This is a genomic window from Pseudomonas sp. AC252, assembly GCF_979258105.1.
On record NZ_OZ409837.1, the window covers coordinates 1697768 to 1724436 of the forward strand.

Below are 26669 nucleotides of genomic sequence, written 5' to 3' on the forward strand. Positions count from 1 at the left end.
CGGCGCTTAGATCGCGTCGGTATCGGTTTCGCCGGTACGGATGCGGATCGCCTGTTCCAGATTGACCACGAAGATCTTGCCGTCACCGATCTTGCCGGTGTTGGCCGCTTTGGTTATCGCCTCGATAACCCGATCCAGATCCTTGTCGTCGATGGCCACGTCGATTTTCACCTTGGGCAGAAAATCGACCACATATTCCGCGCCGCGATACAGCTCGGTGTGACCCTTCTGCCGGCCGAAGCCTTTGACTTCAGTGACGGTAATGCCCTGCACGCCGATTTCGGACAGCGACTCGCGCACGTCGTCCAACTTGAACGGCTTGATGATGGCAGTGACTAGCTTCATGAAACTCTCTCCCGAATTGGTGGACTTGCCCCAGGAAAACAAACCCGTCTCAAGTCTAAGCGCAGTGCCTGGCTTTGTAACGCATCGTTGACGCCAGCTAACCGCATCAGACGAAACTCCCCGCTTCGTCTGCCGCACTGCATTCGTCACAGCGACTGCATCAGTGCATGGGTCGAGGGTGACTAAGCAGAAACCTTGCCAGCTCGGCAAAAACCCTGCATTTCAATCTCTTGGCGCCTGTTGCACGCGCTCGGGCAGAACAGCGTTTGCCGATACGCACAACAACGGTGCGCCACCGTCCGTCCCCCTGCGCGAAAAGCGTGCATCCGTGCAACGGGATTGACTATAGACACTGCGTGATACACTGCCGGCCATTGTTTCCAGGACATTTCCCATGCTCGCGCCCAAAGACTTCTTCGACGCCCTGAGCGGCACCGCCTCCCGCCTCTTTAGCGGCGATACCCCGCTGCCGAAAGCCGAAATCGAAAGCCAGTTCAAAATGCTGCTGCAAAGTGCCTTCAGCAAACTCGATCTGGTCAGCCGGGAAGAGTTCGATAGTCAGATGGTGGTGTTGGCGCGCACGCGGGCACGGCTTGAGAGTCTTGAAGCGAAGGTGGCGGAGATGGAGGCGAAACTGAATCCGCCGGCTGAATAGCACCACTACTGACAGTGAAGGTTGGGCACGCTCTTCAGCTTTAAAGGCGTCGAAAAAACACCTCCAAACGTTTTCCTTCAAGCAGCCTTCAGCTCCACTGCCTAGATTCACTATCAAGCGCAATGTGCCAGCCGCTCGACCTGATCACGGATTGCAGCTCCTCTTTCAATTTCGGCTTTTCGCAGATCGTAGGTCGATTGGAGGTTCAGCCAAAACTCAGGAGTGGTGTCCAGACAGATTGAAAGTCTTAAAGCCATGTCAGCGCTGATGCCCCGGCGCTGTAGAACGATATCGTTCACCGTCGGAGTAGACACGCTCAATGCTCTCGCCAACGCAGCGGCTGTGAGGCTCAAAGGCTCCAGATACTCCTCTTTGAGGATCTCGCCGGGATGGACCGGACGCATACCATTCTTGGTCATACTCACCTCAGTGATAATCGACGATTTCAACATCCTCGGGCCCATTCAGGCCCCAGACGAAGCAAATTCGCCATTGGGCGTTGATACGAATACTGTATTGCCCCTTCCGATCGCCTCCCAGAGACTCGAGCCGATTTCCGGGAGGAGATCGGAGATCAGCCAACGCAGCTGCCGCATCAAGCATCGTCAGCTTACGTTCCGCGACACTCAATATGGCTGACCAGAAACGGGTTTTACCACTTCGGAACAGGTATTCGGTTTCAGGACATCTGAAGCTAACGATCATAGTTTAAAGCTTAACGTTATGCATTAACGCTGAGTTTATTCGTGAAAATCATTAGCGCAAACAGATGATCTTGCGATTTGGGTGTTCTCTCAGGACTTTCAGAAACGGACTACGCATGCTTGCTGGTTCTTACTGAACCCGTTGCTATCTCCTACACAAACTCTCCCCTATTCCCGTTTGCCATGGCCTGGCAAGTTCCTGGCATTTCTTGCGGCAACATCCTGCGAAATTTTTGCGCTCCACTCACCCCACTAAAATGGCTTCGCCCTACTACCCTTCAAAAACCCGCAGGAAGCGGCTCCCCGATTCAGCTCAAGGAACGACCATGTCCCTCTCCATTGTCCACAGTCGCGCCCAGATTGGCGTGGAAGCCCCCGCTGTTACCGTCGAAGTCCATCTGGCCAACGGTCTGCCGTCGCTGACCATGGTCGGCCTGCCCGAAGCGGCGGTGAAGGAGAGCAAGGATCGGGTACGCAGCGCGATCATCAATTCCGGGCTGCAATTTCCGGCGCGGCGGATCACCTTGAATCTGGCGCCGGCGGATCTGCCCAAGGATGGCGGGCGCTTCGATCTGGCGATTGCTTTGGGGATTCTGTCGGCCAGTGTGCAGGTGCCCTGCCTGACCCTGGATGAGGTGGAATGTCTGGGTGAGTTGGCGCTGTCGGGTGCCGTGCGGCCGGTGCGTGGCGTGCTGCCGGCAGCATTGGCGGCGCGCAAGGCCGGGAGGGCGTTGGTGGTGCCTCGGGCAAATGCGGAAGAGGCGTGCCTGGCCTCGGGCCTCAAGGTATTTGCGGTCGATCATTTGCTGGAAGCGGTGGCGCATTTCAATGGGCACACGCCGGTCGAGCCTTACGTTTCCGATGGTTTGATGCACGCTGCCAAACCCTATCCCGACCTCAACGAGGTGCAGGGGCAGACAGCCGCCAAGCGCGCACTGCTGATTGCCGCTGCGGGGGCGCATAACCTGTTGTTCAGCGGGCCGCCGGGCACTGGCAAGACATTGCTGGCCAGTCGTTTGCCGGGGTTGCTGCCACCGCTTTCCGAATGCGAGGCGCTGGAAGTGGCAGCGATTCAGTCGGTAGCCAGCGGGGTGCCTCTGACTCACTGGCCGCAACGGCCCTTCCGCCAACCGCACCATTCGGCTTCAGGGCCGGCATTGGTCGGTGGCAGTTCGAAGCCGCAACCCGGTGAAATCACCCTCGCCCATCACGGCGTGCTGTTTCTTGATGAATTGCCGGAGTTTGATCGCAAGGTTCTCGAGGTGTTGCGCGAGCCACTGGAGTCCGGGCATATCGTCATCGCCCGGGCCAAGGACCGCGTGCGTTTCCCCGCGCGGTTTCAGCTGGTGGCAGCAATGAATCCGTGCCCCTGTGGATATCTTGGCGAGCCCAGCGGCAAATGCTCGTGCACGCCGGACATGGTCCAGCGCTATCGCAACAAACTGTCAGGACCGCTGCTGGACCGGATCGATCTGCACCTGACTGTGGCGCGTGAAGCGACCGCATTGAATCCGGCAGCCAAGCCCGGCGAGGACAGCGCCAGCGCCGCAGCACTTGTGGCCGAAGCGCGGGAGCGCCAGCAGAAACGTCAGCGCTGTGCCAATGCGTTTCTCGATCTGCCGGGGCTCAAGCGTCACTGCAAGTTATCCACAGCCGATGAAAAATGGCTGGAAGCGGCCTGCGAGCGATTGATCCTGTCGCTGCGCTCGGCGCATCGCCTGCTCAAGGTCGCGCGCACGCTGGCGGATCTTGAACAGGCCGATGCGATTACCCGCGAGCATCTGGCCGAGGCACTGCAATACCGGCCAGCGACACCTTAATGCTCAGTCAGATCAACCAGCGGTGCCTGGCGCACTTCGGTGTCGCGCCCGGCCTGAATCTCGGTCACGCGCTTCAAAGCGTTATCCACAGCCACCTTGTCCGCGAGGAGGGTGTAGCTGATCTGGAACTGTTTATGTTCTTTCGGGGCAATGGTCGGCACCAGGTTCAACGGCCGCTGATAGCGACGGTTGTAGGAAAAACTTGTCCCCGGCTCCAGTCCGGTGACGTAGCCCTGCCCTTGGGTATCAGTGTTTTTCCACAGCGAAAATACTGGCAACTGCTGAGTATTGAAGCCAACGGACACGCCGAGGCTGCCGGCCTTGTTGTGCAGCACGGTCAGCGTCTGCCCTTTGGCATCGGCATACGGCACGACGTTATAGACCGTTTCGTCGTAATCCTTGGTTGGCGCGCGATAGGTCTGCCAGTCGGGCAGATCGCCCTTGGCCTTGTCGTTGAACGGCGACACCTGCTTCACCGGCGCAGCGAATTTCGCGCCCTGCTCGAGAAACGGCGTGCTGAAATTGCTGTGATACAGCGCCTGATATTCCTTTGGATAGTCGCCGTTGTTGGTCAGGGTGTCGTTGAGGGCGAAGCTTGCGCTGCCCGGTTCGGTGACCAGCTCGGTCGCTACCGAGAAATCGACTTTCTTGAATGCCTGCTCTTTCAGCTCGCCACGCAGCGTAATGGCATAGGGCGGCTTCTCGTCGATGTGCAGAGTTACGGTGCTGGCCGGTATGTTGGCGGCACGACCATGCAGAGTCAGCAGTTCACCGTTGTCCATGCCGGGATGGCCAACCCACTCGTAGCCGCAACGGGTGACCAGTTCATTGAAGCCTTCCAGCCAACCCAGGCCACCGCGACCGTTGAGTTCGATGAACGCCGGGTTGACCACCTCTTTGACCGGCGAATCCCAGCCCATCCGAACGTCGCCCACCGAAGCCTGCAACACGTTCATGCCACGGGTCGGCACTACCGACAGCTTCATCGTGCCGTTATCGATATCGACAATGCTGACGCCCTCCTGACGACCGCCATGCAGAGTACGCAGGGTCACGGAAAACGCTTTGGCGGGTTTTACGCCAAGTTGCTCACTGGTGATCGTCCAGTTCTTTGCCGGAGTATTGGCGTCGAGCAGGACATAGTCCCAGGCCATGGCGTGGGAAGCGGCAGAGAATGCGCCGAAGGCGACGAGGAGTTTGAGCGGGGTCATGGCAGCAGCCTTTATTGGAGTTGTGCCATTTTTATAGCGCTGCGGAAACGTTTCAGCAAGTCCTAAAAAGCGGTGGGAGAAAAGCATTCGCGAGGCAGGCTCGCTCCCACAGTGACATCGGGCCTTCACAATATTTGTGAATTACGCCGACTACTGTGGGAGCGAGCCTGCTCGCGATAGCTGTTTCAAAGATGCATCAACGGAAGCGGTCAACCTCGGAACGCAGATCCGCCGCCAGCTTCTCCAGCTCTTTAGCGGTGACAGCCAGGTTAGACACAACCTCACGCTGCTCGCTGTTGGCCATGGCAATGCTCTGCAAGTTGCTGCTCAGCAACGTTGCCGTGCTGCTTTGTTCCTGAGTGGCAGTGGTGATCGCGGCAAACTGCTGCCCCGCCGAACGACTCTGCTCGTCGATCCGCGCCAGCGCCGAGGCGACATTGGCGTTGCGCGACAGGCCTTCCTGCATCAGCACGTTGCCCTGCTCCATGGTGCTGATCGCGTTGCCGGTTTCCTGCTGGATGCTGTGGATCATGCTGGAGATTTCATCGGTGGCCTGACGGGTACGCGAGGCGAGGCTGCGCACTTCGTCCGCGACCACGGCGAAACCGCGACCTTGCTCACCGGCACGAGCGGCTTCGATCGCGGCGTTGAGCGCCAGCAGGTTGGTTTGTTCGGCGATCGAGGTGATCACGCCGACGATGCCGCCGATTTCCTGCGAGCGTTGGCCGAGGGTGTTGATCACCGTGGCGGTGCTGTTCAGCGCACCGGCGATCTGCTCCAGCGACGACGATGCTTCTTCCATCGAGCTGCGGCCAATCTGCGTTTGCTGAGCGTTTTCCTGCGCCAGGCGCTGCGTCGCACCCATGTTGTCGGCAATGTTCAGCGACGTCGCGCTGAACTCTTCCACGGCGCCGGCCATGCTGGTGATTTCGCCCGACTGTTGCTCCATGCCTTCGTAAGCACCGCCGGACAAACCGGACAGCGCCTGCGCACGGCTGTTGACCTCTTCCGAAGCGCGGCGGATATGCTCGACCATGGTCGACAGCGCCTGGCTCATCTGGTTGAACGCACGGGACAGCTGACCGATTTCATCGTGGCTCGATACGTTCAGCCGCACACTCAGATCGCCCGCGCCCAACGCCTCGGCCTGACGCACCAGATCGCCCAGCGGGGCAAGTTTGCTGCGCAGCAGCCAGACCACGGAACCGACCGCGAGCAACATCGCCAGCAGGCTGCCGATCGCCAGTTGCGTACCGACGCTCCAGGTCACCGCGCGGATCTCGGCTTTCGGCATGCTCGCCACCACCGACCACGGGCCACCTTCGAACGGCACGGCGATGCTATAGAAGTCTTCGCCCTTGTCGCTCCAGAACTCACCTTTGCCCGGGGTTTTCACCAGGTTGTTGATGGTCGGTACGGCTTGGTCCAGAGCTTCGACGCCGGCAATCGGCACCAGCCATTTGTTCTGCTCGTCGAGGAGCGCCAGCGAGCCGGTCTGGCCGATGCGGAAGCGCTTGAGATTGGCGAACTGCGCGTTCTGCGCGTCGGTGTAATCGAAGCCGACGTACAACACCGCGATAATCTTGCCGCCTGCATCGCGCACCGGGGTGTACTGCGACATGTAGTAACGCTCGAACAGCAGCGAGCGGCCGACATAACTCTGCCCCGCCATCAGCTTTGCGTACGCCGGGTTGGCATGATCGAGCACGGTGCCAATGGCACGGGTGCCGTCCTGCTTGCTGACGTTGGTGCTGACACGAATGAAGTCTTCGCCGCTGCGCACGAATACCGTGGCCACACCGGCGGTCATCTGCTTGAACTCGTCAACTTCCTTGAAGTTATTGTTCAGCACCTCGTTGCCCAGGTGCAGGCCCGGGGTCTGCACGCCGGCCACGGTCACTGGCTGATCCGGGTGCACACTCAAACCACTGCCGAAGCGCTTTTCGAACAGACCGCTCAAGCGCAGGGTGCTTTCGCGCAGCGTACCGTGGAAGGTACTCAGCTGATCGGCCAGCAGCCGGGCCTCACTGGCCAGATGCTCTTCACGGGTGGCGAGGTTGGCGGAATCCAGCGAACGCAAGGCGAACACCGTACTGCCGCTGATGACTATCGCCAGTATCACAGCAAGGGCGAGGCCCAACTGCGAGGCGATCCGAGCACGAGGTTGAGACATGAACAGCTCCTGGCCGAGCCACCGAATCCTCCTTGATCGCGGTAATTGCCCGGAAAATATTCTAATAATGGGGGTAGCGCAGAACCGGCACGACGGTTCCACATGCTCGTAGTCGGCGGTAAAACCGAATACTTGAGCACTTTGCGTGGGTATGGCGCAGTAGTGGCATTGTGCCGGCTCGAACGTTTCAGCTCAAGCGCTCTACCGTTGGCAGTTGCATGGCACGGACCTCGCCCTGCAGAAAGTCGCTGAGGCGGCGCAAACGTTCACCTCCCGGGCGTGGCTTTGGCCATACCAGGTAATAATTCAGGCCACTGGCGACGGCGGTCGGCCACGGTAGACTCAGGCGCCCTTGCGCGACATCTTCGGCAACCATCAGCAAATCGCCCATGGAGACACCGTAACCACGTGCCGCCGCAATCATGCCCAGCTCCAGCGTATCGAACACTTGTCCGCCCTTGAGCGAGACCTGATCGGACAGACCCATGCGCTCCAGCCAACTGCGCCAGTCGCGGCGATCCGGGGTCGGGTGCAGCAGTTCAGCGCTCGCCAGACGCGCCACGTCCCAAGGTTGATCATTGAGCAGGTTCGGCGCGCCGACCGGAATCAGTTCCTCGGGAAACAGCAGGCTCGCTTCCCAGTCCGGCGGGAAATGCCCGTCACTGAGCAACACCGCGCAATCGAATGGTTCGTTGTTGAAGTCCACCGAATCGATATCCATCCACGCACTGGTCAGTTGCACCTCATTGCCCGGCTGTAAATGGCGGAAGCGACTCAGCCGCGCCAACAGCCAACGCATGGTCAGGGTTGAAGGCGCCTTCATGCGCAGAATGTCGTCCTCGGCGCGCAAGGTATTGCAGGCGCGTTCAAGGGCGGCAAAGCCTTCGCGGATGCCGGGTAACAGCAGCCGCGCCGACTCGGTCAGTTGCAGGTTGCGCCCGCTGCGATGGAACAGCCGGCAGGCGAAATGTTCTTCAAGGGTGCGGATGTGCCGACTGACCGCGCTCTGAGTAATCGACAGTTCTTCCGCCGCGCGCGTGAACGAGCTGTGTCGCGCTGCCGCTTCGAATGCGCGCAGGGCATACAACGGCGGAAGGCGTCGGGACATACACAAAGCTCCAGTAGCGGGGATATAGCCAATCCGGCGGGTACGTTTCAGGATGAGTATTAATCATGCCACCCATCCTTTTTATCCCTTTGTGCAACGCCTGCCAAGCGCCGAGAATCGACGCTCTGCTGTTCCCTCTGAAATCAGGTGGTGATGACCATGCGGCATCCTGTGCGTACCGAACTCTGGGCCATCCTGCGGCTGGCGGGGCCGCTGATTGCTTCGCAGTTGGCGCACATGCTGATGGTGCTGACCGACACCCTGATGATGGCGCGCCTGAGTCCGGAAGCGTTGGCCGGAGGTGGCCTCGGTGCGGCGAGTTACTCGTTCGTGTCGATTTTCTGCATCGGCGTGATTGCAGCGGTCGGCACATTGGTGGCGATCCGTCAGGGTGCCGGTGACATCCTCGGCGCCGCGCGCCTGACCCAGGCCGGGTTGTGGCTGGCCTGGCTGATGGCCCTCGGCGCCGGGCTGCTGTTGTGGAACCTGAAACCGGTGTTACTGCTGTTCGGCCAGACCGAAACCAACGTCAACGCCGCCGGGCAGTTCCTCATCGCCCTGCCCTTCGCCCTGCCCGGTTACTTGAGCTTCATGGCCCTGCGCGGTTTTACCAGTGCAATCGGCCGGGCGACGCCGGTGATGGTCATCAGCCTCGCCGGCACCGTGGCCAACTTCCTGCTCAACTACGCCTTGATTACCGGCATGTTCGGCCTGCCGCAATTGGGTCTGACCGGTATTGGTCTGGTCACGGCGATTGTCGCCAACTGCATGGCACTGACGCTGGCCTGGCACATTCGCCAGCATCCAGCGTATGACGCTTATCCGTTGCGCGCCGGCCTGTCGCGGCCGAACCGGCAATACCTGAAAGAGTTGTGGCGCCTGGGTCTGCCGATTGGCGGCACCTATGCGGTGGAAGTCGGCTTGTTCGCTTTCGCTGCGCTGTGCATGGGCACCATGGGCAGTACGCAAATGGGTGCGCATCAGATTGCACTGCAGATCGTGTCGGTGGCGTTCATGGTCCCGGCCGGGATGTCCTATGCCATCACCATGCGCGTCGGCCAACACTACGGCGCCGGGCAACTGATCGACGCACGCATGTCCGGGCGTGTCGGCATCGCCTTCGGAGCAGTAGTAATGCTCGGCTTCGCCCTGGTGTTCTGGCTGTGGCCGAATCAGTTGGTCGGCCTGTTCCTCGACCACAACGACCCGGCGTTTGCCGAGGTGATCCGTCTGGCGGTGAGCCTGTTGGCGGTGGCGGCGTGGTTCGAGTTGTTCGACGGCACACAGACGATTGCCATGGGCTGCATTCGTGGACTCAAGGATGCCAAAACCACATTTCTCGTGGGGCTCGCTTGCTATTGGCTGATTGGCGCACCGGCGGCGTGGTGGATGGCGTTCCACCTCAATTGGGGGCCGACGGGCGTGTGGTGGGGCCTGGCGCTGGGGCTGGCATGCGCGGCGGTGAGCCTGACGCTGGCGTTTGAATGGAAGATGCAGCGGATGATTCGGCGCGAGCCAGTTGCAGAAAGGTTCGAGGCCATCGGCGCGGATTAAGATCAAAAGATCGCAGCCTTCGGCGGCTCCGACAAGGGAACACATTCCAAGGCAGGAACTGCCGAAGGCTGCGATCTTTTAAATGGCTTCCACCGAAGCCTGCTGACTGGCTCCAAAGATCAGATATTCCACCAGATCCTCCAACGGCAACGGCCGGCTGATCAGATAGCCCTGCACCTGATCGCAACCGAACCCGCGCAACAAATCCAGCTGCTCTGGCGTCTCGACCCCTTCGGCAACCACTTCCAGATGCAGGTTGTGCGCGAGGTTGATCATCGCGTGTACCAGTTTGCGGTTCTCTTCGCGCTGTTCCATGCCGCCGACGAAACTCTTGTCGATCTTCAGCAAGGTGATCGGCAGGCTGTTGAGGTGCACGAACGACGAAAACCCGGTGCCGAAATCGTCCAGCGAGAAGCGCACGCCGAGGCGGCCGAGGGCGTCCATGGTCTGTTTGACCAGATCGCTGCGCCGCATCACCGCGGTTTCGGTCAGTTCGAATTCCAGCCACTGCGCCTCGACGCCGCGTTCGGCAATCAGACGACTGAGCGTCGGTAGCAACTGGCTGTCCTGAAACTGCCGGAACGACAGGTTGATCGCCATGTGCAGCGGCGCCAGACCCTGTTCGCGCAATGCCTGCATGTCACGCAGCGCGCGAGCGATCACCCAGTAACCCAGCGGCACGATCAGACCGCTCTGTTCGGCCAGTGGCACGAATTCGCTCGGCGGCAACAGACCGCGTTCGCCATGACGCCAGCGCACCAGCGCTTCAAGGCCGACAATCTGGCCGTCCGCAAGATTCAGGCGTGGCTGGTAATGCAGTTCCAGTTCATCGCGGCGCAAGGCCCGGCGCAGTTCACTTTCGAGGTCGGCCATGCTGCGCGCGTTGCGGTTGATGCGTTCGTTGAAGATATGAAAAGTGCAGCCCTGTGTGCTCTTGGCCTGCTGCATGGCGATGTGCGCGTGCCACATCAGCGGATCGGCGCCGCCATTGGCGCGGGCATGGGCGATGCCGAGGCTGGAACCGATCAGCAGACTCTCGCCGTCGACCCAATAAGGTTCGGCCAAGGCCTCGGTAATGCGTTCAGCCATCCACTCGGCGCGTTGCGGCGCTCGGCGGGTGTCGATCAGCAAAGCGAATTCATCACTGCCCAGCCGCGCCAGTTGATCGCCGGCCTCCAGCTGACTTTTCAGCCGCGCAACAACTTGCAGGATCAAGCGATCGCCAGCCTGATGACCAAGGGCGTCGTTGGCATGGCGGAAATTGTCGAGATCGAGGTGGCCGAGAGCGAGACCGCGACCGTCGCCTTCGGCAAGACGCGCGGTGAGCAGGGTCTGAAAGCCCTGACGGTTGGCGATGCCGGTCAGCGGGTCCTGTTCGGCCAGGCGCTGCAAAGTGTTTTCCAGCACGCCGCGTTCGCGCACATGGCGCAGGCAACGCTGGAGCATGCCGGCATCGAGGGCGTCGAACACCAGCCAGTCGCTGACACCGATCGGCGCGGTGGCCGGTTCGTGCTCCAGCAGCAGAACGGTCGGCAGGCTGCAACGCCCGGGCGGCGGTTGCAACGCTGGCAGGGTCAGCAGTACCGCGTGGCGGTTGTCCTCGAACAGGCGGCTGACCGAATCCCAATTCGGCGCGCTGATCAGCACCGCCGCGCTCCCCATCGGAGCCAGACACTCACGCAACAACGCTGTCCACGCTGGCTCTTCGGCCAGTAGCAGCAAACGCAAGGGTTCGACAGGCGTAGACAAGCTGACTCCCTAGACTCTGCAATGATGTAGGCGGGGCATTATGCCGTTGTGCTGAACAATGACCAATGTGTTGTCTGATGACAACGGCATCAAAACGTTATTTTGCGTCAGAAGGAGAACATTAGCCGCAAAATCCCCGCGCATCCTGCGTGAAAGTAACAAAACCGGCAAATCTGAATCGCGTGCTGCGTCACAAGTCGGACAGAGCAGCAGAAATCGCTGAGCCTGTTAAAATGCCGGCCCATTTCGTCAACGACTCCCGAATTTTCGTATGTCCCGACTCAATCCCCGGCAGCAAGAAGCCGTGAACTACGTCGGCGGCCCTCTATTGGTGCTCGCCGGTGCTGGCTCCGGCAAGACCAGCGTGATCACGCGCAAGATCGCGCACCTGATCCAGAACTGCGGCATCCGCGCCCAGTACATCGTCGCCATGACCTTTACCAACAAGGCCGCGCGCGAAATGAAAGAGCGGGTCGGCACCCTGTTGCGTGCCGGCGAAGGGCGCGGCCTGACGGTCTGCACCTTCCACAACCTGGGCTTGAACATTATCCGCAAGGAGCATGCGCGGCTGGGCTACAAACCCGGTTTCTCGATCTTCGACGAGACCGACGTCAAAGCCCTGATGACCGACATCATGCAGAAGGAATACGCAGGCGACGACGGCGTCGACGAAATCAAGAACATGATCGGCGCCTGGAAAAATGACCTGATCCTGCCCGCTCAGGCCCTGGAGAATGCGCGCAATCCCAAGGAACAGACTGCCGCCATCGTCTACACCCACTATCAGCGCACGCTCAAGGCGTTCAACGCGGTGGACTTCGACGACCTGATCCTGCTGCCGGTAAAGCTCTTCGAGGAACACGCCGACATTCTCGAAAAGTGGCAGAACAAGGTGCGCTACCTGCTCGTCGACGAATACCAGGACACCAACGCCAGCCAGTACCTGTTGGTGAAGATGCTGATCGGCAAGCGCAACCAGTTCACCGTGGTGGGTGACGACGACCAGTCGATCTACGCCTGGCGTGGCGCGCGCCCGGAAAACCTGATGCTGCTCAAAGACGACTATCCGTCGTTGAAAGTGGTGATGCTCGAGCAGAACTACCGCTCCACCAGCCGCATCCTGCGTTGCGCCAACGTGCTGATTTCGAACAACCCGCACGAATTCGAAAAGCAGCTGTGGAGCGAGATGGGCCACGGCGACGAGATCCGCGTGATTCGCTGCCGCAACGAGGACGCCGAAGCCGAGCGCGTGGCCATGGAAATCCTCAGCCTGCACTTGCGCACCGATCGTCCGTACAGCGATTTTGCGATTCTCTATCGCGGCAACTATCAGGCCAAGCTGATCGAATTGAAGCTGCAGCACCATCAGGTGCCGTATCGCCTGAGCGGCGGCAACAGCTTCTTCGGTCGCCAGGAAGTGAAGGACCTGATGGCCTACTTCCGCCTGATCGTCAACCCGGATGACGACAACGCCTTCCTGCGCGTGATCAACGTGCCGCGCCGCGAGATCGGCTCGACCACCCTGGAAAAGCTCGGCAACTACGCGACCGAGCGCAAGATCTCGATGTACGCCGCCACCGACGAAATTGGCCTCGGCGAACATCTCGACAGCCGCTTTACTGATCGCCTGGCGCGCTTCAAGCGCTTCATGGACAAGGTTCGCGAGCAGTGCGCCGGCGAAGATCCGATCTCGGCGCTGCGCAGCATGGTCATGGACATCGACTACGAGAACTGGCTGCGTACCAACAGCTCCAGCGACAAGGCGGCGGACTACCGCATGGGCAACGTCTGGTTCCTGATCGAGGCGTTGAAAAACACCCTCGAGAAAGACGAAGACGGCGAAATGACCGTCGAAGACGCCATCGGCAAACTGGTGCTGCGTGACATGCTCGAGCGCCAGCAGGAAGAAGAGGACGGCGCCGAAGGCGTGCAAATGATGACGCTGCACGCCTCCAAAGGCCTGGAATTCCCCTACGTGTTCATCATGGGCATGGAAGAGGAAATCCTCCCGCACCGCTCCAGCATCGAAGCCGACACCATCGAAGAAGAGCGCCGCCTGGCCTACGTGGGCATCACGCGCGCCCGCCAGACCCTGGCCTTCACCTTCGCTGCCAAGCGCAAGCAGTACGGTGAAATCATCGACTGCGCGCCGAGCCGCTTTCTGGATGAGCTGCCGCCGGACGATCTGGCCTGGGAAGGCAACGACGACACCCCGACTGAAGTCAAAGCCGTGCGTGGCAATAGCGCATTGGCCGATATACGCGCGATGTTAAAGCGCTAGAATCGACTACTTTTTAATCTACCTTCGGCGCCCATCGCGCCAACAGAGGAAGCTGTTGTGGAAGCACTGCACAAAAAAATCCGCGAAGAAGGCATCGTGCTTTCCGATCAAGTCCTGAAAGTCGACGCTTTCCTGAACCACCAGATCGACCCGGCCCTGATGAAGCTGATCGGTGACGAATTCGCCGCGCTGTTCAAGGATTCGGGGATCACCAAGATCGTCACCATCGAAGCCTCGGGCATCGCCCCGGCGATCATGACCGGGCTGAACCTCGGCGTGCCGGTGATCTTCGCCCGCAAGCAACAGTCCCTGACCCTGACTGAAAACCTGCTCTCGGCGACCGTCTACTCGTTCACCAAGAAGACCGAAAGCACCGTGGCCATCTCCCCGCGCCACCTGACCAGCAGCGACCGCGTGCTGATCATCGACGACTTCCTGGCCAACGGTAAGGCCTCGCAAGCGCTGATTTCGATCATCAAACAGGCCGGCGCCACCGTGGCCGGTCTGGGCATTGTCATCGAGAAGTCGTTCCAGGGCGGCCGCGCCGAACTGGACTCGCAGGGCTACCGCGTTGAATCGCTGGCCCGCGTGCAATCGCTGAAGGATGGCGTCGTTACCTTCATCGAGTAACCATGCAATATCCTTGTGGGAGCGGGCTTGCTCGCGAAGGCATTGTCTCAGTCACCCTGTTGAGTGAATGACACACAGCTTTCGCGAGCAAGCCCGCTCCCACATTCGGTTTTGTGGCGGCAGTTACTGTGCGGTGGCTTTGAGGCCGGTGAGCAGCAGGCGCTGAAACAGGTCCTCCTTCAAGCCTTCCGGATTCGTCAGCTGCATCCGCTCAAGATGTTCCGGGAACGCTGAGGCCTCCGGCGCATCCAGCGCTGCCTTGCCCAAGTCGAGAATCTCGGTCAGCTTGAACTTGCTCTTCAGCCAGTTCAGCGCCCGCAGCAGATCCCGTTCGATCGCGGTGAAATCACAGCCCAGCGGATACTCCGGAAACAGGTTCGGATGCCGTGCGGCAATCGCCTGCAAGCGCTGCGGTGTGTTGTCGGCGAAACGTGGATCGAGGCGAAAATCCTTCGGCAGCTTGCCAACTTTTTGCGCCTGTTCGATCAGTCCCGGCTGGAAGCGTGAATCGCTGATATTAAGCAGCGCTTCGATCACCGCTGCGTCGGATTTGCCGCGCAGGTCGGCGATGCCGTACTCGGTAACGACGATGTCACGCAGATGCCGCGGAATCGTGCAGTGGCCGTAATCCCAGACGATGTTGGAGCTGACCTCGCCGCCGGACTCGCGCCAGCTGCGCAGGATCAACATCGATCGCGCGCCCTCCAGCGCGTGGCCTTGGGCAACGAAGTTGTACTGCCCACCGACACCGCTGAGCACGCGTCCGTCTGCCAATTGATCAGCCACGCCGGCGCCGAGCAGAGTCATGGTGAACACGGTGTTGATGAAGCGCGCATCGATGCGCTGCAAGCGCTTGAGCTCTTCCTGGCCGTACAGCTCGTTGATATAGCTGATGCGGGTCATGTTGAATTCCAGCAGCTTGCTTTGCGGCAACTCGCGCAGCCGTTCATAAAAACTGCGCGGGCCAAGGAAGAAGCCGCCGTGCACCGAGATACCGTCGGGCTGCGCGGCTTCGTCGAGGGTACCGGCGTTGGCCTGCTCCTGCGTCGGCACATCCGGATAGACCTTGCGCCGAATGATCCCGGCATCCGCCAGCACCAGCAGGCCGTTGACGAACATTTCGCTGCAGCCGTAAAGGCCTTTGGCAAATGGCGCGGTGCCACCCTCGCGCTGGATCAATTGCGCCCATTGGCTGAGGTTGATGTCATCGAGCAACGCCTGATAGCCGGCGTTATCGGCCTGCCGCGCGAGTAACGCGGCGGTCAACGCATCGCCCATCGAACCGATGCCGATCTGCAACGTGCCGCCATCGCGCACCAGCGTGCTCGCATGCAAGCCAATGAAATGATCCTGAAACCCCACCGGCATGTTCGGCGTGGAAAACAGCGTGCTGCTGTCCTTCTCGTCGATTAGCAGATCAAACGTGTCGATGTCGACTTCCGCATCGCCGGGCATGTACGGCAGATCAGTATGCACCTGGCCGACCAGCACGATGGTCTCCCCCGCCTCACGGCGCTTGGCGATCATCGGCAACAGGTCGAGGGTGATGTCCGGGTTACAACTCAGGCTCAGACGATCGGGATGTTCGCTGCTGCTGGCCAGTAATTGCGCCACCAGGTTCAGGCCCGCGGCGTTGATGTCGCGGGCGGCATGGCTGTAATTGCTGCTGACGTAATCCTGCTGCGCCGGCGCGCTGTTGAGCAGACTGCCAGGCTGCATGAAAAACTGCTGGATACGGATGTTGGCGGGCAGGCTGTCGCGCTGCAGATCGGCGAGAAAATCGAACTCCGGATAATCATCAAACACCCGCTCTACAAAGGGCTCGATAAAACGCTTCTGCAAGCCATCGCCCAGATTCGGCCGACCGAGGCACAACGCGGTATAGATCGTTAGCTGCCGTTCGGGCAGCTCCTTGATCCGCCGGTACAGCGCGTTGACGAAGTGATTCGGCTTGCCCAGCCCCAGCGGCAGGCCCATGTGGATGTGCGCCGGCAAACGCGCCAGCACATCGTCCACCGCCTGTTCGATCGAACACAACTGCACCATCTGAAGCCTCCCGCCCGTTCCGTTGATAGGGGTAGACCGAGATTGCCTTGAGTTTGCTGCAAAGGACAGCATTTGGTTTGGAGGGATCAGGGCCTGAATGAATCGGAAACCAGAAACCACAGGCACAAAAAAACCGTCCGAAGACGGTTTTTTTCAAAGCCGGCGCTGATTACAGACCGGACATCTCTTTGATCGCGCCCTTGAGCTCTTCATCGGAGCAATCGGCGCAGGTGCCTTTCGGCGGCATGGCGTTGATGCCGGTGATGGCCTTGGCGAGGATGCCGTCCAGACCACCCTGATGATCGGCCCGCTCCTTCCAGGCTGCCTTATCGCCGATCTTCGGCGCGCCAAGCAGGCCCGTGCCGTGGCAAGCGTTGCAGTGCTTGGCGATCACGTCTTTAGGTGCCTTCGCCCCGCCACCGCCGCCAGCCGTCGCGGCCACTTCCATACCCTTGCATTCCTGCCCTTGGACACACACCTGGCCGACGGGCTCGAGGCGTTTGGCGATGTCGTCATTTGTCGCAGCTTGAGCGCTGACAGCCCAGAGGGCCAGTACGGTTGCTGGTGCGGCCAGCATTTTCATAATTAGGTTCACGCGTTCACCCTCAATGGTGGCTATTCACGCCTGCGGCCACGGTTCGCAGGCGGGCGCAAGTATAGCGGGTAGGCCGCTGTACTGAAACAACCCCATGGTTAGAGGGGTCTTGTAGCGCATCGGTAAATCGTTTCGGGGGCCTCTGCCGTATTGGCCTGGCGCCTTCTGCTTAGAAATTCGCCGGCGTGGCTGCGCTGATTAGTCGCGCCGGTACGTCGAACGGGTTACGGAAACGATGCGGCTTGGTACTTTCAAAATAGTAGCTGTCGCCAGCTTCGAGGATAAAAGTTTCCAGCCCTACCACCAGCTCGAGGCGACCTTCCACCAGAATCCCGGTTTCCTCGCCCTCGTGGGTGAGCATTTCTTCGCCGGTGTCGGCGCCCGGCGGGTAGATTTCGTTGAGGAAGGCGATGGCGCGGCTCGGATGGGCCCGGCCGACCAGTTTCATGGTCACGGCGCCGTCGGAGATGTCGATCAGCTCGTTGGCCTTGTAGACGATCTGGGTCGGTTGGTCCTGCAGGATCTCTTCGGAAAAGAACTCGACCATCGACATGGGAATCCCGCCGAGCACCTTTCTCAGCGAACTGATCGAAGGGCTGACGCTGTTCTTTTCGATCATCGAAATGGTGCTGTTGGTGACGCCCGCGCGTTTGGCGAGTTCACGCTGGGAAAGCCCTTTGAGCTTGCGGATCGATTGCAGTCGTTCACCGACGTCCAAGGCGGGAGCCTCCTGATGTTGTAAGAATATTGAGCGTTATCATGGCGACAGCGTTCAGTATTTACAACACTTGGCCCCCGCAGCGGCGTCAACCCTCGGAATAGAGCCTTGGCACCCGCTTCAGGTTGCAGAAGATCTGATACGGGATGGTATCGGCCCACTTTGCCACGTCGCTGGCGAGGATGTTCTTACCCCACAACTCGACGGTCGAGCCAAGCCCCGCTTCCGCTACGTCGGTCAGATCGATGCAGAGCATGTCCATCGACACGCGCCCCAGCAGGCGGCTGGGTTTGCCCGCCACCAGCACGGGTGTGCCGGTCGGCGCCTGACGCGGGTAACCGTCGGCGTAGCCCATGGCGACCACGCCGATGCGCATTGGCTTGTCGGTGATGAATCTGGCGCCATAGCCGATCGGTTCACCGGCCGGCAATTCACGCACACTGATGACTTTCGATTCGAGGGTCATCACCGGTTGCAGGCGTTCAGCGACGGCGTTGGCTTCTTCGAACGGGGTCGCGCCGTAGAGCATGATGCCCGGGCGTACCCAGTCGCTTTGAATTTCTGGCCACCCAAGCACGGCTGGCGAGTTGCGCAAGCTGACTTCCGCCGCCAGACCCTGACGCGCCGCTTCGAACACCGCGACCTGCTCGGCACTGCTTTGCGCATGCAGTTCATCGGCGCGGGCGAAGTGGCTCATCAGCACGATTTTCGCCACCTTGCCGCTGGCCAGCAGACGCTGATAGGCCGCTGGGTAGTCTTTCGGATGCAGGCCGACGCGGTGCATGCCGGAATCGAGCTTGAGCCATACCGTGATCGGTTTGCTCAGGACTGCCTGCTCGATCGCTTCGAGCTGCCACAGCGAATGCACCACGCACCAGAAATCATGCTCGACGATCAACGCCAGCTCGTCGGCTTCGAAGAAGCCTTCCAGCAGCAATACCGGCGCGCGAATCCCAGCGGAACGCAGCTCCAGTGCTTCTTCAATGCAGGCCACCGCAAATCCGTCAGCCTCGGCTTCCAGCGCCTGGGCGCAACGCACCGCGCCATGGCCATAGGCGTCCGCCTTGATCACCGCGAGCGCCTTGGCGCCGGTGACTTCACGGGCAATTCGGTAGTTGTGACGCAGGGCTTGAAGGTCGATCAGGGCACGGGCAGGACGCATGGCGGCAGACTTCTGGGCGGTCATGGGAAGAAAAACCGGCGCTGACTGACGGCGTGAACCTCCAACAGCACCGGGAGAGGGATCTTGGAACCGTTATGGCAGCGCGGCGACGATGGAGATCTCCACCAGAATGCTCGGCTTGGCCATCTTCGCTTCGACGGTGGCGCGGGCCGGAGCAGCGCCTTTTGGCAACCACTGGTCCCACACCGCGTTCATCCCGGCGAAGTGCGCTTCGATGTCGTTCAAATAGATTGTCGCCGACAACAGATGCTGCTTGTCGGTCCCGGCCAGATCGAGCAAGCGCTCGATATTGGCGAGCACGTCGCGGGTCTGCTGTTCAATTCCGGCGTCGAAGTCGTCGCCGACCTGCCCGGCCAGATACACGGTGCCGTTGTGGCTGACGATCTGACTCATGCGCTCATTGGTGAGCTGGCGCTGGATTGACATGTTTTGCGGACTCCTGGGTCTGGTTGCCGTAACGGGAAATATCGAGGCCTTCGGCGCTGATCTGCGGCTTTTTCTTCGCCATCAGGTCGGCGAGCAAACGGCCGGAACCACAGGCCATGGTCCAGCCGAGCGTACCGTGACCGGTGTTGAGGAACAGATTCTTGAACGGCGTGGCGCCAACGATCGGCGTACCGTCCGGCGTGGTCGGGCGCAGGCCGGTCCAGAAACTCGCTTCGGCCAGATTGCCGCCCTGAGGATAAAGGTCGTTGACGATCATCTCCAGGGTTTCGCGCCGACGCGGGTTCAGCGACAGGTCAAAACCGGCGATCTCGGCCATGCCGCCGACGCGGATGCGGTTGTCGAAACGGGTGATCGCAACCTTGTAGGTCTCGTCGAGAATGGTCGACGTCGGCGCCATGGCAGGATCGGTGATCGGCACGGTCAGCGAATAGCCCTTGAGCGGATACACCGGAGCCTTGATGCCCAACGGCTTGAGCAACTGCGGCGAGTAGCTGCCGAGCGCCAGCACGTAGCGGTCAGCGGTTTCCAGCTTGCCGTCAATCCACACACCGTTGATGCGATCACCGGCGTAGTCGAGTTTCTGGATGTCCTGGCCGAAACGGAATTCCACACCGAGCTTGCGCGCCATTACGGCGAGACGGGTGGTGAAGATCTGGCAGTCGCCGGTCTGGTCGTTGGGCAGACGCAGCGCGCCAGCGAGAATATCGGTCACGCCGGCCAGAGCCGGCTCGACGCGGGCGATGCCGGCGCGGTCGAGGACTTCAAACGGCACGCCGGACTCTTTCAGCACGGCGATGTCTTTGGCGGCGTTATCCAGTTGCGCCTGAGTACGGAACAACTGCGTCGTGCCGAGGCTGCGGCCTTCGTAGGCGATACCGGTTTCGGCGCGCAATTCATCGAGGCAGTCACGGCTGTACTCGGACAGACGCACCATGCGCTCCTTGTTCACCGCGTAACGGCTGGCGGTGCAGTTGCGCAGCATTTGCGCCATCCACAGGTATTGGTCGATATCGGCGGTGGCCTTGATCGCCAATGGCGCATGGCGTTGCAGCAGCCACTTGATGGCCTTGAGCGGCACGCCCGGCGCGGCCCACGGCGAGGCGTAACCCGGCGAGACCTGGCCGGCGTTGGCGAAACTGGTCTCCATGGCCGCAGCAGGCTGCCGGTCGACCACCACCACTTCGAACCCGGCACGCGCCAGATAGTAAGCACTGGCGGTACCGATGACGCCGCTACCCAAGACCATGACGCGCATTTTCAATCCCTCATCGCGGCTTTTCGCCGAACTGTTTGTTAGAGCAATGATGGGCGCAGTGTAAAAAAGAAATGCCAGTGCTTTTCACTATATAAGCGCCTATATTTGGCGACAATTCTCGGCAAAAACCCTTTTCACGGAGGCGCATCCCCTATGCGTACCAACACTCAGACCAAACGTGAGCTGGACAAGATCGACCGCAATATCCTGCGCATCCTCCAAGCGGACGGGCGGATTTCCTTCACCGAACTGGGGGAAAAGGTCGGCCTCTCGACCACGCCGTGCACCGAGCGCGTGCGGCGTCTGGAGCGCGAGGGGATCATCATGGGCTACAACGCCCGGCTCAATCCGCAGCATTTGAAGGGTAGCCTGCTGGTGTTCGTCGAGATCAGCCTCGACTACAAATCCGGCGACACATTCGAAGAATTCAGACGCGCGGTGCTGAAGCTGCCGCATGTGCTGGAGTGTCATTTGGTGTCGGGGGATTTCGACTATCTGGTAAAGGCGCGGATTTCCGAGATGGCGTCGTATCGCAAACTGCTCGGCGACATTCTCTTGAAGCTGCCGCATGTGCGTGAATCGAAGAGCTATATCGTCATGGAAGAGGTGAAAGAAAGCCTGTCCCTGCCGATTCCGGATTGAGATATGCGCTGATCCCTTCGCGAGCAGGCTCGCTCCCACATTTGAAATGCAATCTCCTGTGGGAGCGAGCCTGCTCGCGAAGACGTCGACTCGGTCTGAACTGAACGCAACAGCTAAACCAACACCTGCCGATTCGCCGCCATGTACTCAAATATCTGCTTCTCCGCCCGTGGATGAATCAACTCCACCGGCCGCCGCTCGTTCGGGCATGGCAGGGTATTGGTCGTACCAAACAGTCGACAGATCAGCGGCCGCTCTTCATACACAGTGCAACCATTCGGCCCCAGATGCACACAGTTGAGTTCTTCCAGCGCGGCATCCTGCTCGGCGCGGGTCTTGCGCGGCAGCCGGGCCATTTCCTCAGGCGAAGTGGTCACCGGCCCGCAGCAGTCGTGGCAGCCCGGCACGCAGTTGAACGTGGGAATCTGCTGACGCAGGGTGCGGATTTTCTGGCTGTTGCAGCTCATTGAAACGGTGACCAAAGTGGCGGGCTGATGATTGTGCCGCAAAAGCCCGGATCCAGAAACCGGAGGCCGACCGATGTTGCCCACGTTCGGGCGTGCGGCTTATGCTCCGTCAAATTTTCTCGACACTCAGCCGTTGGATGATGCCCATGACCGCCCGCGCCCCGACCACCGCGAGCCAACCCCACGTTGCCTCTTATTACGCCGCCAGCAGCCTGCCGCAGCCTGACCATCCCATGCTGCAAGGCGAGGTGGTGGCGGATGTGTGCGTGGTCGGCGGCGGCTTTTCCGGGCTGAATACCGCGCTGGAACTCGCCGAACGCGGTTTCAGCGTGGTTTTACTGGAAGCGCACCGGATCGGCTGGGGCGCCAGCGGTCGCAACGGCGGGCAGTTGATTCGCGGTGTCGGCCATGGCCTGGATCAGTTCGCCAATGTCATCGGTGCCGAAGGCGTGCGCGAGATGAAACTCATGGGCCTGGAAGCGGTGGAGATTGTCCGCCGGCGCGTCGAGCGTTTCGGCATTGCCTGCGACCTGACCTGGGGCTACTGCGACCTCGCCAACAAGCCTTCCGATCTCGACGGTTTTGCCGAAGACGCCGAAGAGTTGCGCGGCCTCGGTTACAGCTACGAAATCCGTCTGTTGCAGGCCAGTGAAATGCACACCGTGGTCGGTTCCAAACGCTATGTCGGCGGCTTGATCGACATGGGCTCCGGGCATCTGCATCCGCTGAATCTGGCGCTGGGCGAAGCGGCAGCGGCGCAGCAACTGGGCGTGCAGTTGTTCGAGCGTTCGGCCGTGACGCGCATCGATTACGGCCCCGAAGTGAAGGTACACACCGCGCAAGGCTCGGTGCGAGCGAAGACGCTGGTGTTGGGCTGCAATGCCTATCTCAATGACCTCAACCCGCAACTGAGCGGCAAGGTCCTGCCCGCCGGCAGCTACATCATCGCCACCGAACCGCTCAGCGAAGAGCAGGCGCACAACCTGCTGCCGCAGAACATGGCGGTCTGCGACCAGCGGGTAGCGCTGGATTACTACCGGCTCTCGGCGGATCGACGCTTGCTGTTCGGCGGCGCGTGTCATTACTCGGGACGCGATCCGAAGGATATCGGCGCCTATATGCAGCCGAAGATGCTTGAAGTGTTCCCCCAATTGGCCGGGGTGAAAATCGATTATCAGTGGGGCGGGATGATCGGCATCGGTGCCAACCGCTTGCCGCAGATTGGCCGGCTCGCCGAGCAGCCGAACGTGTATTACGCCCAGGCGTATTCCGGGCATGGAGTGAATGCCACCCACCTGGCCGGCAAGCTGCTGGCCGAGGCGATCAGCGGGCAGCATGGCGGCGGCTTTGATCTGTTCGCCAGGGTGCCGCACATCACCTTTCCCGGCGGCAAGCACTTGCGCTCGCCGTTGTTGGCGTTGGGGATGCTGTGGCATCGGCTGAAAGAGTTGGTCTGACGAATCAGGATCGTTCCCACGCTCCGCCTGGGAATGCATCCAGTGACGCTCTGCGTCACAGCGGACGCAGAGCGTCCGGGGCGGCGTTCCCACGCAGAGCGTGGGAACGATCTGTGTTATTCAGATCCGCCAAAACGGCTTCAACCCCTCCTCCCTTGCCTGCTCTCGCGTCAGCCCGACATCCCTGAGTTGCTCCGGTGTCAGGCCGAGCAACGCCTTGCGCGTGTGCAGACGATGCCAGAACAGGCCCCAGCGACTGAGGCCGGACGGTGCGTTACGCAGCAGATTGCGCGCGCTGTCCTTCTGCCCTGCCGCCAGTTCCTGACTGTGTAACGTCAGCCGCACATCGCTCAAGCCGTTCATTTTCGTTGCTCCTGTTTACTTGGGTAGCCAGAGATTCCATGATGCGCGGGCAAGCAAAACCATTACAGACTCAAAGAACCTGTATTAACTCCATACAGATTTGCCGATTCGCCGACTGAATGATCGATTTTTGCCGCATCTGTACTGGTTTCCACCAAGACGCACCGAGGCCACCATGACTCTGTATGTAAATCTCGCCGAATTGCTCGGCACCCGTATCGAACAAGGCTTCTATCGCCCCGGTGATCGCTTGCCGTCGGTGCGCGCCTTGAGCGTCGAACACGGAGTCAGTCTGAGCACGGTGCAGCAGGCGTATCGCGTGCTTGAAGACAGCGGCCTCGCCACGCCGAAACCCAAGTCTGGCTACTTTGTCCCAGTCGGCCGCGAGTTGCCGGAGCTCCCCGCCGTAGGCCGCCCCGCGCAGCGGCCAGTCGAGATTTCGCAATGGGATCAAGTGCTGGAACTCATTCGCGCGGTACCGCGCAAGGATGTCGTGCAATTGGGCCGTGGCATGCCCGATGTCGGCTCACCCACCATGAAGCCGCTGCTGCGCGGACTGGCGCGAATCAGCCGCCGGCAGGACATGCCCGGTCTGTATTACGACAACATCCACGGCAACCTAGAACTGCGCGAACAGATCGCGCGTCTGATGCTTGATTCCGGCTGCCAGTTGAGCGCCAGCGAGCTGGTGATCACCACCGGTTGCCACGAAGCGCTGTCCACCAGCATCCACGCGATCTGCGAGCCGGGCGACATCGTCGCGGTGGACTCGCCAAGTTTCCACGGCGCCATGCAGACCCTCAAAGGCCTGGGCATGAAAGCTCTGGAAATCCCCACCGACCCGCTCACCGGGATCAGCCTCGACGCCCTTGAACTGGCGCTGGAACAGTGGCCGATCAAGGCCATTCAGCTCACGCCGAACTGCAACAACCCGCTCGGCTACGTCATGCCCGAATCGCGCAAACGCGCGCTGTTGACGTTGGCCCAGCGTTTCGACGTGGCGATCATCGAAGACGATGTGTACGGCGAACTGGCCTACACCTATCCGCGTCCGCGAACGATCAAATCCTTCGACGAAGACGGCCGCGTGCTGCTCTGCAGCTCGTTCTCCAAGACCCTGGCGCCGGGGCTGCGCATCGGCTGGGTGGCGCCGGGCCGATATCTCGAGCGGGTGTTGCACATGAAATACATCAGCACCGGATCCACCGCGCCGCAGCCGCAGATCGCGATTGCCGAATTCATCAAGGCCGGCCATTTCGAGCCGCACTTGCGGCGCATGCGCATGCAGTACCAGCGCAATCGTGACGCGATGATCGACTGGGTGACGCGCTACTTTCCCGCCGGCACTCGCGCCAGTCGCCCGCAGGGCAGCTTCATGCTCTGGGTAGAACTGCCTGAGGGTTTCGACACCCTGAAACTGAATCGCGCGCTGCACGATCAAGGCGTACAGATTGCCGTCGGCAGCATCTTTTCCGCCTCGGGCAAATACCGCAATTGTCTGCGCATGAACTACGCTGCCAAACCAACAGCACAGATCGAAGAAGCGGTGCGCAAGGTCGGCGCCGCGGCGATCAAATTACTCGCTGAGACCGACTGACCTTTTTTGCGACCCTGGCGTCCAAAATGCCGACCTCAACCGCCAACCGGAACGATCCTACGTGAGCTTCAGACAGCCCCTACTCGCTTTACTGATACTCGCCTCGTTCCTCAGCGGCTGCGCCAGCCTCGATGTGCCGCGCGAACCAAGCCAGGCACTGCCAGCGTCGGACTCCAGCTTCGGCCGTTCGATTCAGGCTCAGGCCGCGCCCTACAAAGGGCAGTCGGGGTTTCGCCTGCTCTCCGACAGTGGCGAGGCGTTTACCGCGCGGGCCGAACTGATTCGCCATGCCCAGGTCAGCCTCGATTTGCAGTACTACATCGTCCACGACGGCATCAGCACGCGGATGTTGGTGGAGGAAGTGCTCAAGGCGGCCGACCGTGGTGTGCGCGTGCGCATCCTGCTCGACGACACCACCAGCGACGGCCTCGACCAGATCATCGCGACCCTGGCGGCGCATCCGCAGATCCAGATTCGTTTGTTCAATCCCCTGCACCTGGGTCGCAGCACCGGCGTCACGCGTGCGGCCGGGCGACTGTTCAATCTGTCCGTGCAGCACCGGCGCATGCACAACAAGCTGTGGCTGGCGGACAACAGCGCGGCCATCGTCGGCGGGCGCAATCTGGGCGATGAATATTTCGACGCCGAACCCAACCTGAATTTCACCGACATCGACATGCTCAGCATCGGCCCGGTCGCCGAGCAGCTCGGGCACAGTTTCGACCAGTACTGGAACAGCGCGCTGAGCAAGCCGATCGACGAATTCCTCTCCAGCCAACCGACCGCCGCCGACCTGCAAAACACCCGCACGCGCCTGGAAGAATCACTGGAAGAAACCCGCAAGCAGAACCACGCGCTGTATCAACAGTTGATGAAATTCACCACCGACCCGCGCATGGATATCTGGCGCAAAGAACTGATCTGGGCCTGGAACCAGGCGTTGTGGGATGCGCCGAGCAAGGTGCTGTCCAAGGGCGAACCCGATCCGCATCTGTTGCTGACCACACAACTGGCGCCGGAACTGACCGGTGTCAGCAAAGAGCTGATCATGATTTCCGCGTACTTCGTGCCCGGCCAGCCGGGGCTGGTCTACCTGACCGGGCGCGCCGATGCCGGGGTCTCCGTGAACCTGCTGACCAATTCACTGGAGGCCACCGACGTGCCGGCGGTGCATGGCGGTTACGCGCCCTATCGCAAGGCGTTGCTTGAACACGGGGTGAAACTCTATGAATTGCGCCGCCAGCCTGGGGATAACTATGGCAGCGGTCCGCGGGTGTTCTACAGCAAGTCGTTTCGCGGTTCGGATTCGAGTTTGCACAGCAAGGCGATGATCTTCGACCGGCGCAAATCGTTTATCGGCTCGTTCAATTTCGACCCGCGCTCGGTGCTGTGGAACACCGAAGTCGGCGTGCTCGTCGACAGCCCGGAACTGGCCGAGCACGTGCGCGCACTGGCGTTGCAAGGCATGGCGCCGACCCTGAGTTATCAGGCGAAACTCGAGGACGGTAAGGTCGTCTGGGTCACCGAGGACAACGGCCAGATGCATACCCTGACCAAGGAACCGGGGAGCTGGTGGCGGCGCTTCAACGCATGGTTCAGCACCAGCGTTGGCCTCGAGCGGATGCTATAAGTTGGTGATCCCTTGTGGGAGCGAGCCTGCTCGCGAAAA

At 60.7% G+C, this 26669-nt stretch carries 24 protein-coding genes; 9 read left to right on the forward strand and 15 right to left on the reverse strand.

Translation table 11 applies throughout. The annotated features are described in order from the left end of the window. Positions 1-6 precede the first annotated feature (6 nt). Positions 7-345, reverse strand: a complete 339-nt coding sequence (glnK, locus tag ACZZZ4_RS07950; protein ID WP_002555808.1) for a P-II family nitrogen regulator — start codon at positions 343-345, stop codon at positions 7-9. Positions 346-739: 394 nt separating this feature from the next. Between glnK and ACZZZ4_RS07955 the strand changes: the two genes are divergently transcribed. Further along, complete coding sequence (locus ACZZZ4_RS07955; protein WP_415761089.1) at positions 740-1000, forward strand: accessory factor UbiK family protein; 261 nt, start codon at positions 740-742, stop codon at positions 998-1000. Between the two features lie 113 nt (positions 1001-1113). Here ACZZZ4_RS07955 and ACZZZ4_RS07960 read toward each other — a convergent pair whose 3' ends face one another. Both ACZZZ4_RS07960 and ACZZZ4_RS07965 read right to left on the reverse strand, forming a co-directional pair. Then, positions 1114-1419, reverse strand: a complete 306-nt coding sequence (locus ACZZZ4_RS07960; RefSeq protein WP_039757791.1) for a HigA family addiction module antitoxin — start codon at positions 1417-1419, stop codon at positions 1114-1116. A gap of 7 nt (positions 1420-1426) precedes the next feature. Next, positions 1427-1705, reverse strand: a complete 279-nt coding sequence (locus tag ACZZZ4_RS07965) for a type II toxin-antitoxin system RelE/ParE family toxin (protein WP_080769343.1) — start codon at positions 1703-1705, stop codon at positions 1427-1429. A 325-nt stretch (positions 1706-2030) separates the two neighbouring features. On the opposite strand from ACZZZ4_RS07965, the gene ACZZZ4_RS07970 reads away from it, so the two are divergent. Beyond that, a complete protein-coding gene (locus ACZZZ4_RS07970; protein ID WP_039757390.1) occupies positions 2031-3524 on the forward strand; it encodes a YifB family Mg chelatase-like AAA ATPase in 1494 nt (497 codons plus the stop codon). Here ACZZZ4_RS07970 and ACZZZ4_RS07975 read toward each other — a convergent pair. The 3 genes from ACZZZ4_RS07975 to ACZZZ4_RS07985 form a co-directional block, all read right to left on the reverse strand. Next, positions 3521-4735: an aldose 1-epimerase family protein gene (locus ACZZZ4_RS07975; protein WP_463547583.1), complete on the reverse strand. Its 1215-nt coding sequence runs from the start codon at positions 4733-4735 to the stop codon at positions 3521-3523. The two genes, ACZZZ4_RS07970 and ACZZZ4_RS07975, sit on opposite strands and share 4 nt — an antisense overlap. Before the next feature lie 196 nt (positions 4736-4931). Continuing rightward, positions 4932-6908 (reverse strand): methyl-accepting chemotaxis protein, encoded by a 1977-nt coding sequence (locus tag ACZZZ4_RS07980; RefSeq protein WP_039757388.1) that lies wholly within the window; start codon positions 6906-6908, stop codon positions 4932-4934. Positions 6909-7095: 187 nt separating this feature from the next. Continuing rightward, entirely contained in the window at positions 7096-8016 is a 921-nt protein-coding gene (locus ACZZZ4_RS07985) for a LysR substrate-binding domain-containing protein (RefSeq protein ID WP_039757387.1), read from the reverse strand. A gap of 159 nt (positions 8017-8175) precedes the next feature. Here ACZZZ4_RS07985 and ACZZZ4_RS07990 point away from each other — a divergent pair, with 159 nt between their 5' ends. Continuing rightward, positions 8176-9570 carry a NorM family multidrug efflux MATE transporter gene (locus tag ACZZZ4_RS07990; protein WP_463547584.1) on the forward strand — a complete coding sequence of 465 codons (1395 nt, stop codon included), beginning with the start codon at positions 8176-8178 and terminating at the stop codon, positions 9568-9570. Positions 9571-9648: 78 nt separating this feature from the next. Here ACZZZ4_RS07990 and ACZZZ4_RS07995 read toward each other — a convergent pair whose 3' ends face one another. Further along, positions 9649-11319 carry a putative bifunctional diguanylate cyclase/phosphodiesterase gene (locus tag ACZZZ4_RS07995; protein ID WP_129997930.1) on the reverse strand — a complete coding sequence of 557 codons (1671 nt, stop codon included), beginning with the start codon at positions 11317-11319 and terminating at the stop codon, positions 9649-9651. Between the two features lie 271 nt (positions 11320-11590). Here ACZZZ4_RS07995 and rep point away from each other — a divergent pair, with 271 nt between their 5' ends. Next, entirely contained in the window at positions 11591-13600 is a 2010-nt protein-coding gene (rep, locus tag ACZZZ4_RS08000; protein ID WP_016772574.1) for a DNA helicase Rep, read from the forward strand. Between the two features lie 57 nt (positions 13601-13657). Next, entirely contained in the window at positions 13658-14230 is a 573-nt protein-coding gene (locus ACZZZ4_RS08005) for a xanthine phosphoribosyltransferase (protein ID WP_016772573.1), read from the forward strand. Between the two features lie 123 nt (positions 14231-14353). Here the strand turns inward: ACZZZ4_RS08005 and ACZZZ4_RS08010 are convergent, their stop codons facing one another. The 6 genes from ACZZZ4_RS08010 to dadA all read right to left on the reverse strand — a co-directional run bounded on the left by ACZZZ4_RS08010 (position 14354) and on the right by dadA (position 20474). Then, positions 14354-16276: an acetyl-CoA hydrolase/transferase C-terminal domain-containing protein gene (locus ACZZZ4_RS08010; RefSeq protein ID WP_463547585.1), complete on the reverse strand. Its 1923-nt coding sequence runs from the start codon at positions 16274-16276 to the stop codon at positions 14354-14356. 169 nt (positions 16277-16445) lie between these two features. Then, positions 16446-16859, reverse strand: coding sequence for a c-type cytochrome (locus ACZZZ4_RS08015; protein ID WP_039757383.1), 414 nt, complete (start codon positions 16857-16859; stop codon positions 16446-16448). Between the two features lie 181 nt (positions 16860-17040). Further along, the gene (locus ACZZZ4_RS08020) at positions 17041-17589 is read right to left on the reverse strand and encodes a cupin domain-containing protein (protein ID WP_016772566.1); all 549 of its coding nucleotides are present in this window, start codon (positions 17587-17589) and stop codon (positions 17041-17043) included. Positions 17590-17677: 88 nt separating this feature from the next. Then, positions 17678-18751, reverse strand: coding sequence for an alanine racemase (gene alr, locus ACZZZ4_RS08025; RefSeq protein ID WP_051600813.1), 1074 nt, complete (start codon positions 18749-18751; stop codon positions 17678-17680). A gap of 93 nt (positions 18752-18844) precedes the next feature. Then, positions 18845-19198, reverse strand: a complete 354-nt coding sequence (locus tag ACZZZ4_RS08030) for a RidA family protein (RefSeq protein ID WP_016772564.1) — start codon at positions 19196-19198, stop codon at positions 18845-18847. After that, positions 19170-20474, reverse strand: a complete 1305-nt coding sequence (gene dadA, locus ACZZZ4_RS08035) for a D-amino acid dehydrogenase (RefSeq protein ID WP_463547586.1) — start codon at positions 20472-20474, stop codon at positions 19170-19172. The genes ACZZZ4_RS08030 and dadA overlap by 29 nt, the downstream gene beginning before the upstream one ends. 153 nt (positions 20475-20627) lie before the next feature. On the opposite strand from dadA, the gene ACZZZ4_RS08040 reads away from it, so the two are divergent. Then, positions 20628-21116 carry an Lrp/AsnC ligand binding domain-containing protein gene (locus ACZZZ4_RS08040; RefSeq protein ID WP_003177284.1) on the forward strand — a complete coding sequence of 163 codons (489 nt, stop codon included), beginning with the start codon at positions 20628-20630 and terminating at the stop codon, positions 21114-21116. A gap of 113 nt (positions 21117-21229) precedes the next feature. On the opposite strand, the gene ACZZZ4_RS08045 is transcribed toward ACZZZ4_RS08040, so the two are convergent. Beyond that, positions 21230-21583, reverse strand: coding sequence for a YkgJ family cysteine cluster protein (locus ACZZZ4_RS08045; protein WP_463547587.1), 354 nt, complete (start codon positions 21581-21583; stop codon positions 21230-21232). Between the two features lie 146 nt (positions 21584-21729). On the opposite strand from ACZZZ4_RS08045, the gene ACZZZ4_RS08050 reads away from it, so the two are divergent. Then, complete coding sequence (locus ACZZZ4_RS08050) at positions 21730-23040, forward strand: NAD(P)/FAD-dependent oxidoreductase (protein ID WP_463547588.1); 1311 nt, start codon at positions 21730-21732, stop codon at positions 23038-23040. Positions 23041-23160: 120 nt separating this feature from the next. Here ACZZZ4_RS08050 and ACZZZ4_RS08055 read toward each other — a convergent pair whose 3' ends face one another. Then, positions 23161-23403: a DUF1127 domain-containing protein gene (locus ACZZZ4_RS08055; protein WP_122692327.1), complete on the reverse strand. Its 243-nt coding sequence runs from the start codon at positions 23401-23403 to the stop codon at positions 23161-23163. Between the two features lie 175 nt (positions 23404-23578). Between ACZZZ4_RS08055 and ACZZZ4_RS08060 the strand changes: the two genes are divergently transcribed. Beyond that, positions 23579-25000 (forward strand): aminotransferase-like domain-containing protein, encoded by a 1422-nt coding sequence (locus ACZZZ4_RS08060; RefSeq protein ID WP_073470921.1) that lies wholly within the window; start codon positions 23579-23581, stop codon positions 24998-25000. Between the two features lie 61 nt (positions 25001-25061). Then, positions 25062-26630, forward strand: a complete 1569-nt coding sequence (locus tag ACZZZ4_RS08065) for a phospholipase D family protein (protein ID WP_039757377.1) — start codon at positions 25062-25064, stop codon at positions 26628-26630. The last annotated feature ends 39 nt before the right edge of the window (positions 26631-26669 follow it).

Coding starts and splice junctions, on each gene's coding strand:
- ACZZZ4_RS07970 (WP_039757390.1), top strand. CDS start 2,031: ATGTCCCTCTCCATTGTCCACAGTCGCGCCCAGATTGGCGTGGAAGCC.
- ACZZZ4_RS08060 (WP_073470921.1), top strand. CDS start 23,579: ATGACTCTGTATGTAAATCTCGCCGAATTGCTCGGCACCCGTATCGAA.
- ACZZZ4_RS07980 (WP_039757388.1), bottom strand. CDS start 6,908: ATGTCTCAACCTCGTGCTCGGATCGCCTCGCAGTTGGGCCTCGCCCTT.
- dadA (WP_463547586.1), bottom strand. CDS start 20,474: ATGCGCGTCATGGTCTTGGGTAGCGGCGTCATCGGTACCGCCAGTGCT.
- ACZZZ4_RS08055 (WP_122692327.1), bottom strand. CDS start 23,403: ATGAACGGCTTGAGCGATGTGCGGCTGACGTTACACAGTCAGGAACTG.
- ACZZZ4_RS07975 (WP_463547583.1), bottom strand. CDS start 4,735: ATGACCCCGCTCAAACTCCTCGTCGCCTTCGGCGCATTCTCTGCCGCT.
- ACZZZ4_RS07960 (WP_039757791.1), bottom strand. CDS start 1,419: ATGACCAAGAATGGTATGCGTCCGGTCCATCCCGGCGAGATCCTCAAA.
- ACZZZ4_RS08050 (WP_463547588.1), top strand. CDS start 21,730: ATGACCGCCCGCGCCCCGACCACCGCGAGCCAACCCCACGTTGCCTCT.
- ACZZZ4_RS08045 (WP_463547587.1), bottom strand. CDS start 21,583: ATGAGCTGCAACAGCCAGAAAATCCGCACCCTGCGTCAGCAGATTCCC.
- ACZZZ4_RS07965 (WP_080769343.1), bottom strand. CDS start 1,705: ATGATCGTTAGCTTCAGATGTCCTGAAACCGAATACCTGTTCCGAAGT.
- ACZZZ4_RS08040 (WP_003177284.1), top strand. CDS start 20,628: ATGCGTACCAACACTCAGACCAAACGTGAGCTGGACAAGATCGACCGC.
- ACZZZ4_RS07990 (WP_463547584.1), top strand. CDS start 8,176: ATGCGGCATCCTGTGCGTACCGAACTCTGGGCCATCCTGCGGCTGGCG.
- ACZZZ4_RS08015 (WP_039757383.1), bottom strand. CDS start 16,859: ATGAAAATGCTGGCCGCACCAGCAACCGTACTGGCCCTCTGGGCTGTC.
- alr (WP_051600813.1), bottom strand. CDS start 18,751: ATGCGTCCTGCCCGTGCCCTGATCGACCTTCAAGCCCTGCGTCACAAC.
- glnK (WP_002555808.1), bottom strand. CDS start 345: ATGAAGCTAGTCACTGCCATCATCAAGCCGTTCAAGTTGGACGACGTG.
- ACZZZ4_RS07955 (WP_415761089.1), top strand. CDS start 740: ATGCTCGCGCCCAAAGACTTCTTCGACGCCCTGAGCGGCACCGCCTCC.
- rep (WP_016772574.1), top strand. CDS start 11,591: ATGTCCCGACTCAATCCCCGGCAGCAAGAAGCCGTGAACTACGTCGGC.
- ACZZZ4_RS08010 (WP_463547585.1), bottom strand. CDS start 16,276: ATGGTGCAGTTGTGTTCGATCGAACAGGCGGTGGACGATGTGCTGGCG.
- ACZZZ4_RS07985 (WP_039757387.1), bottom strand. CDS start 8,016: ATGTCCCGACGCCTTCCGCCGTTGTATGCCCTGCGCGCATTCGAAGCG.
- ACZZZ4_RS08030 (WP_016772564.1), bottom strand. CDS start 19,198: ATGTCAATCCAGCGCCAGCTCACCAATGAGCGCATGAGTCAGATCGTC.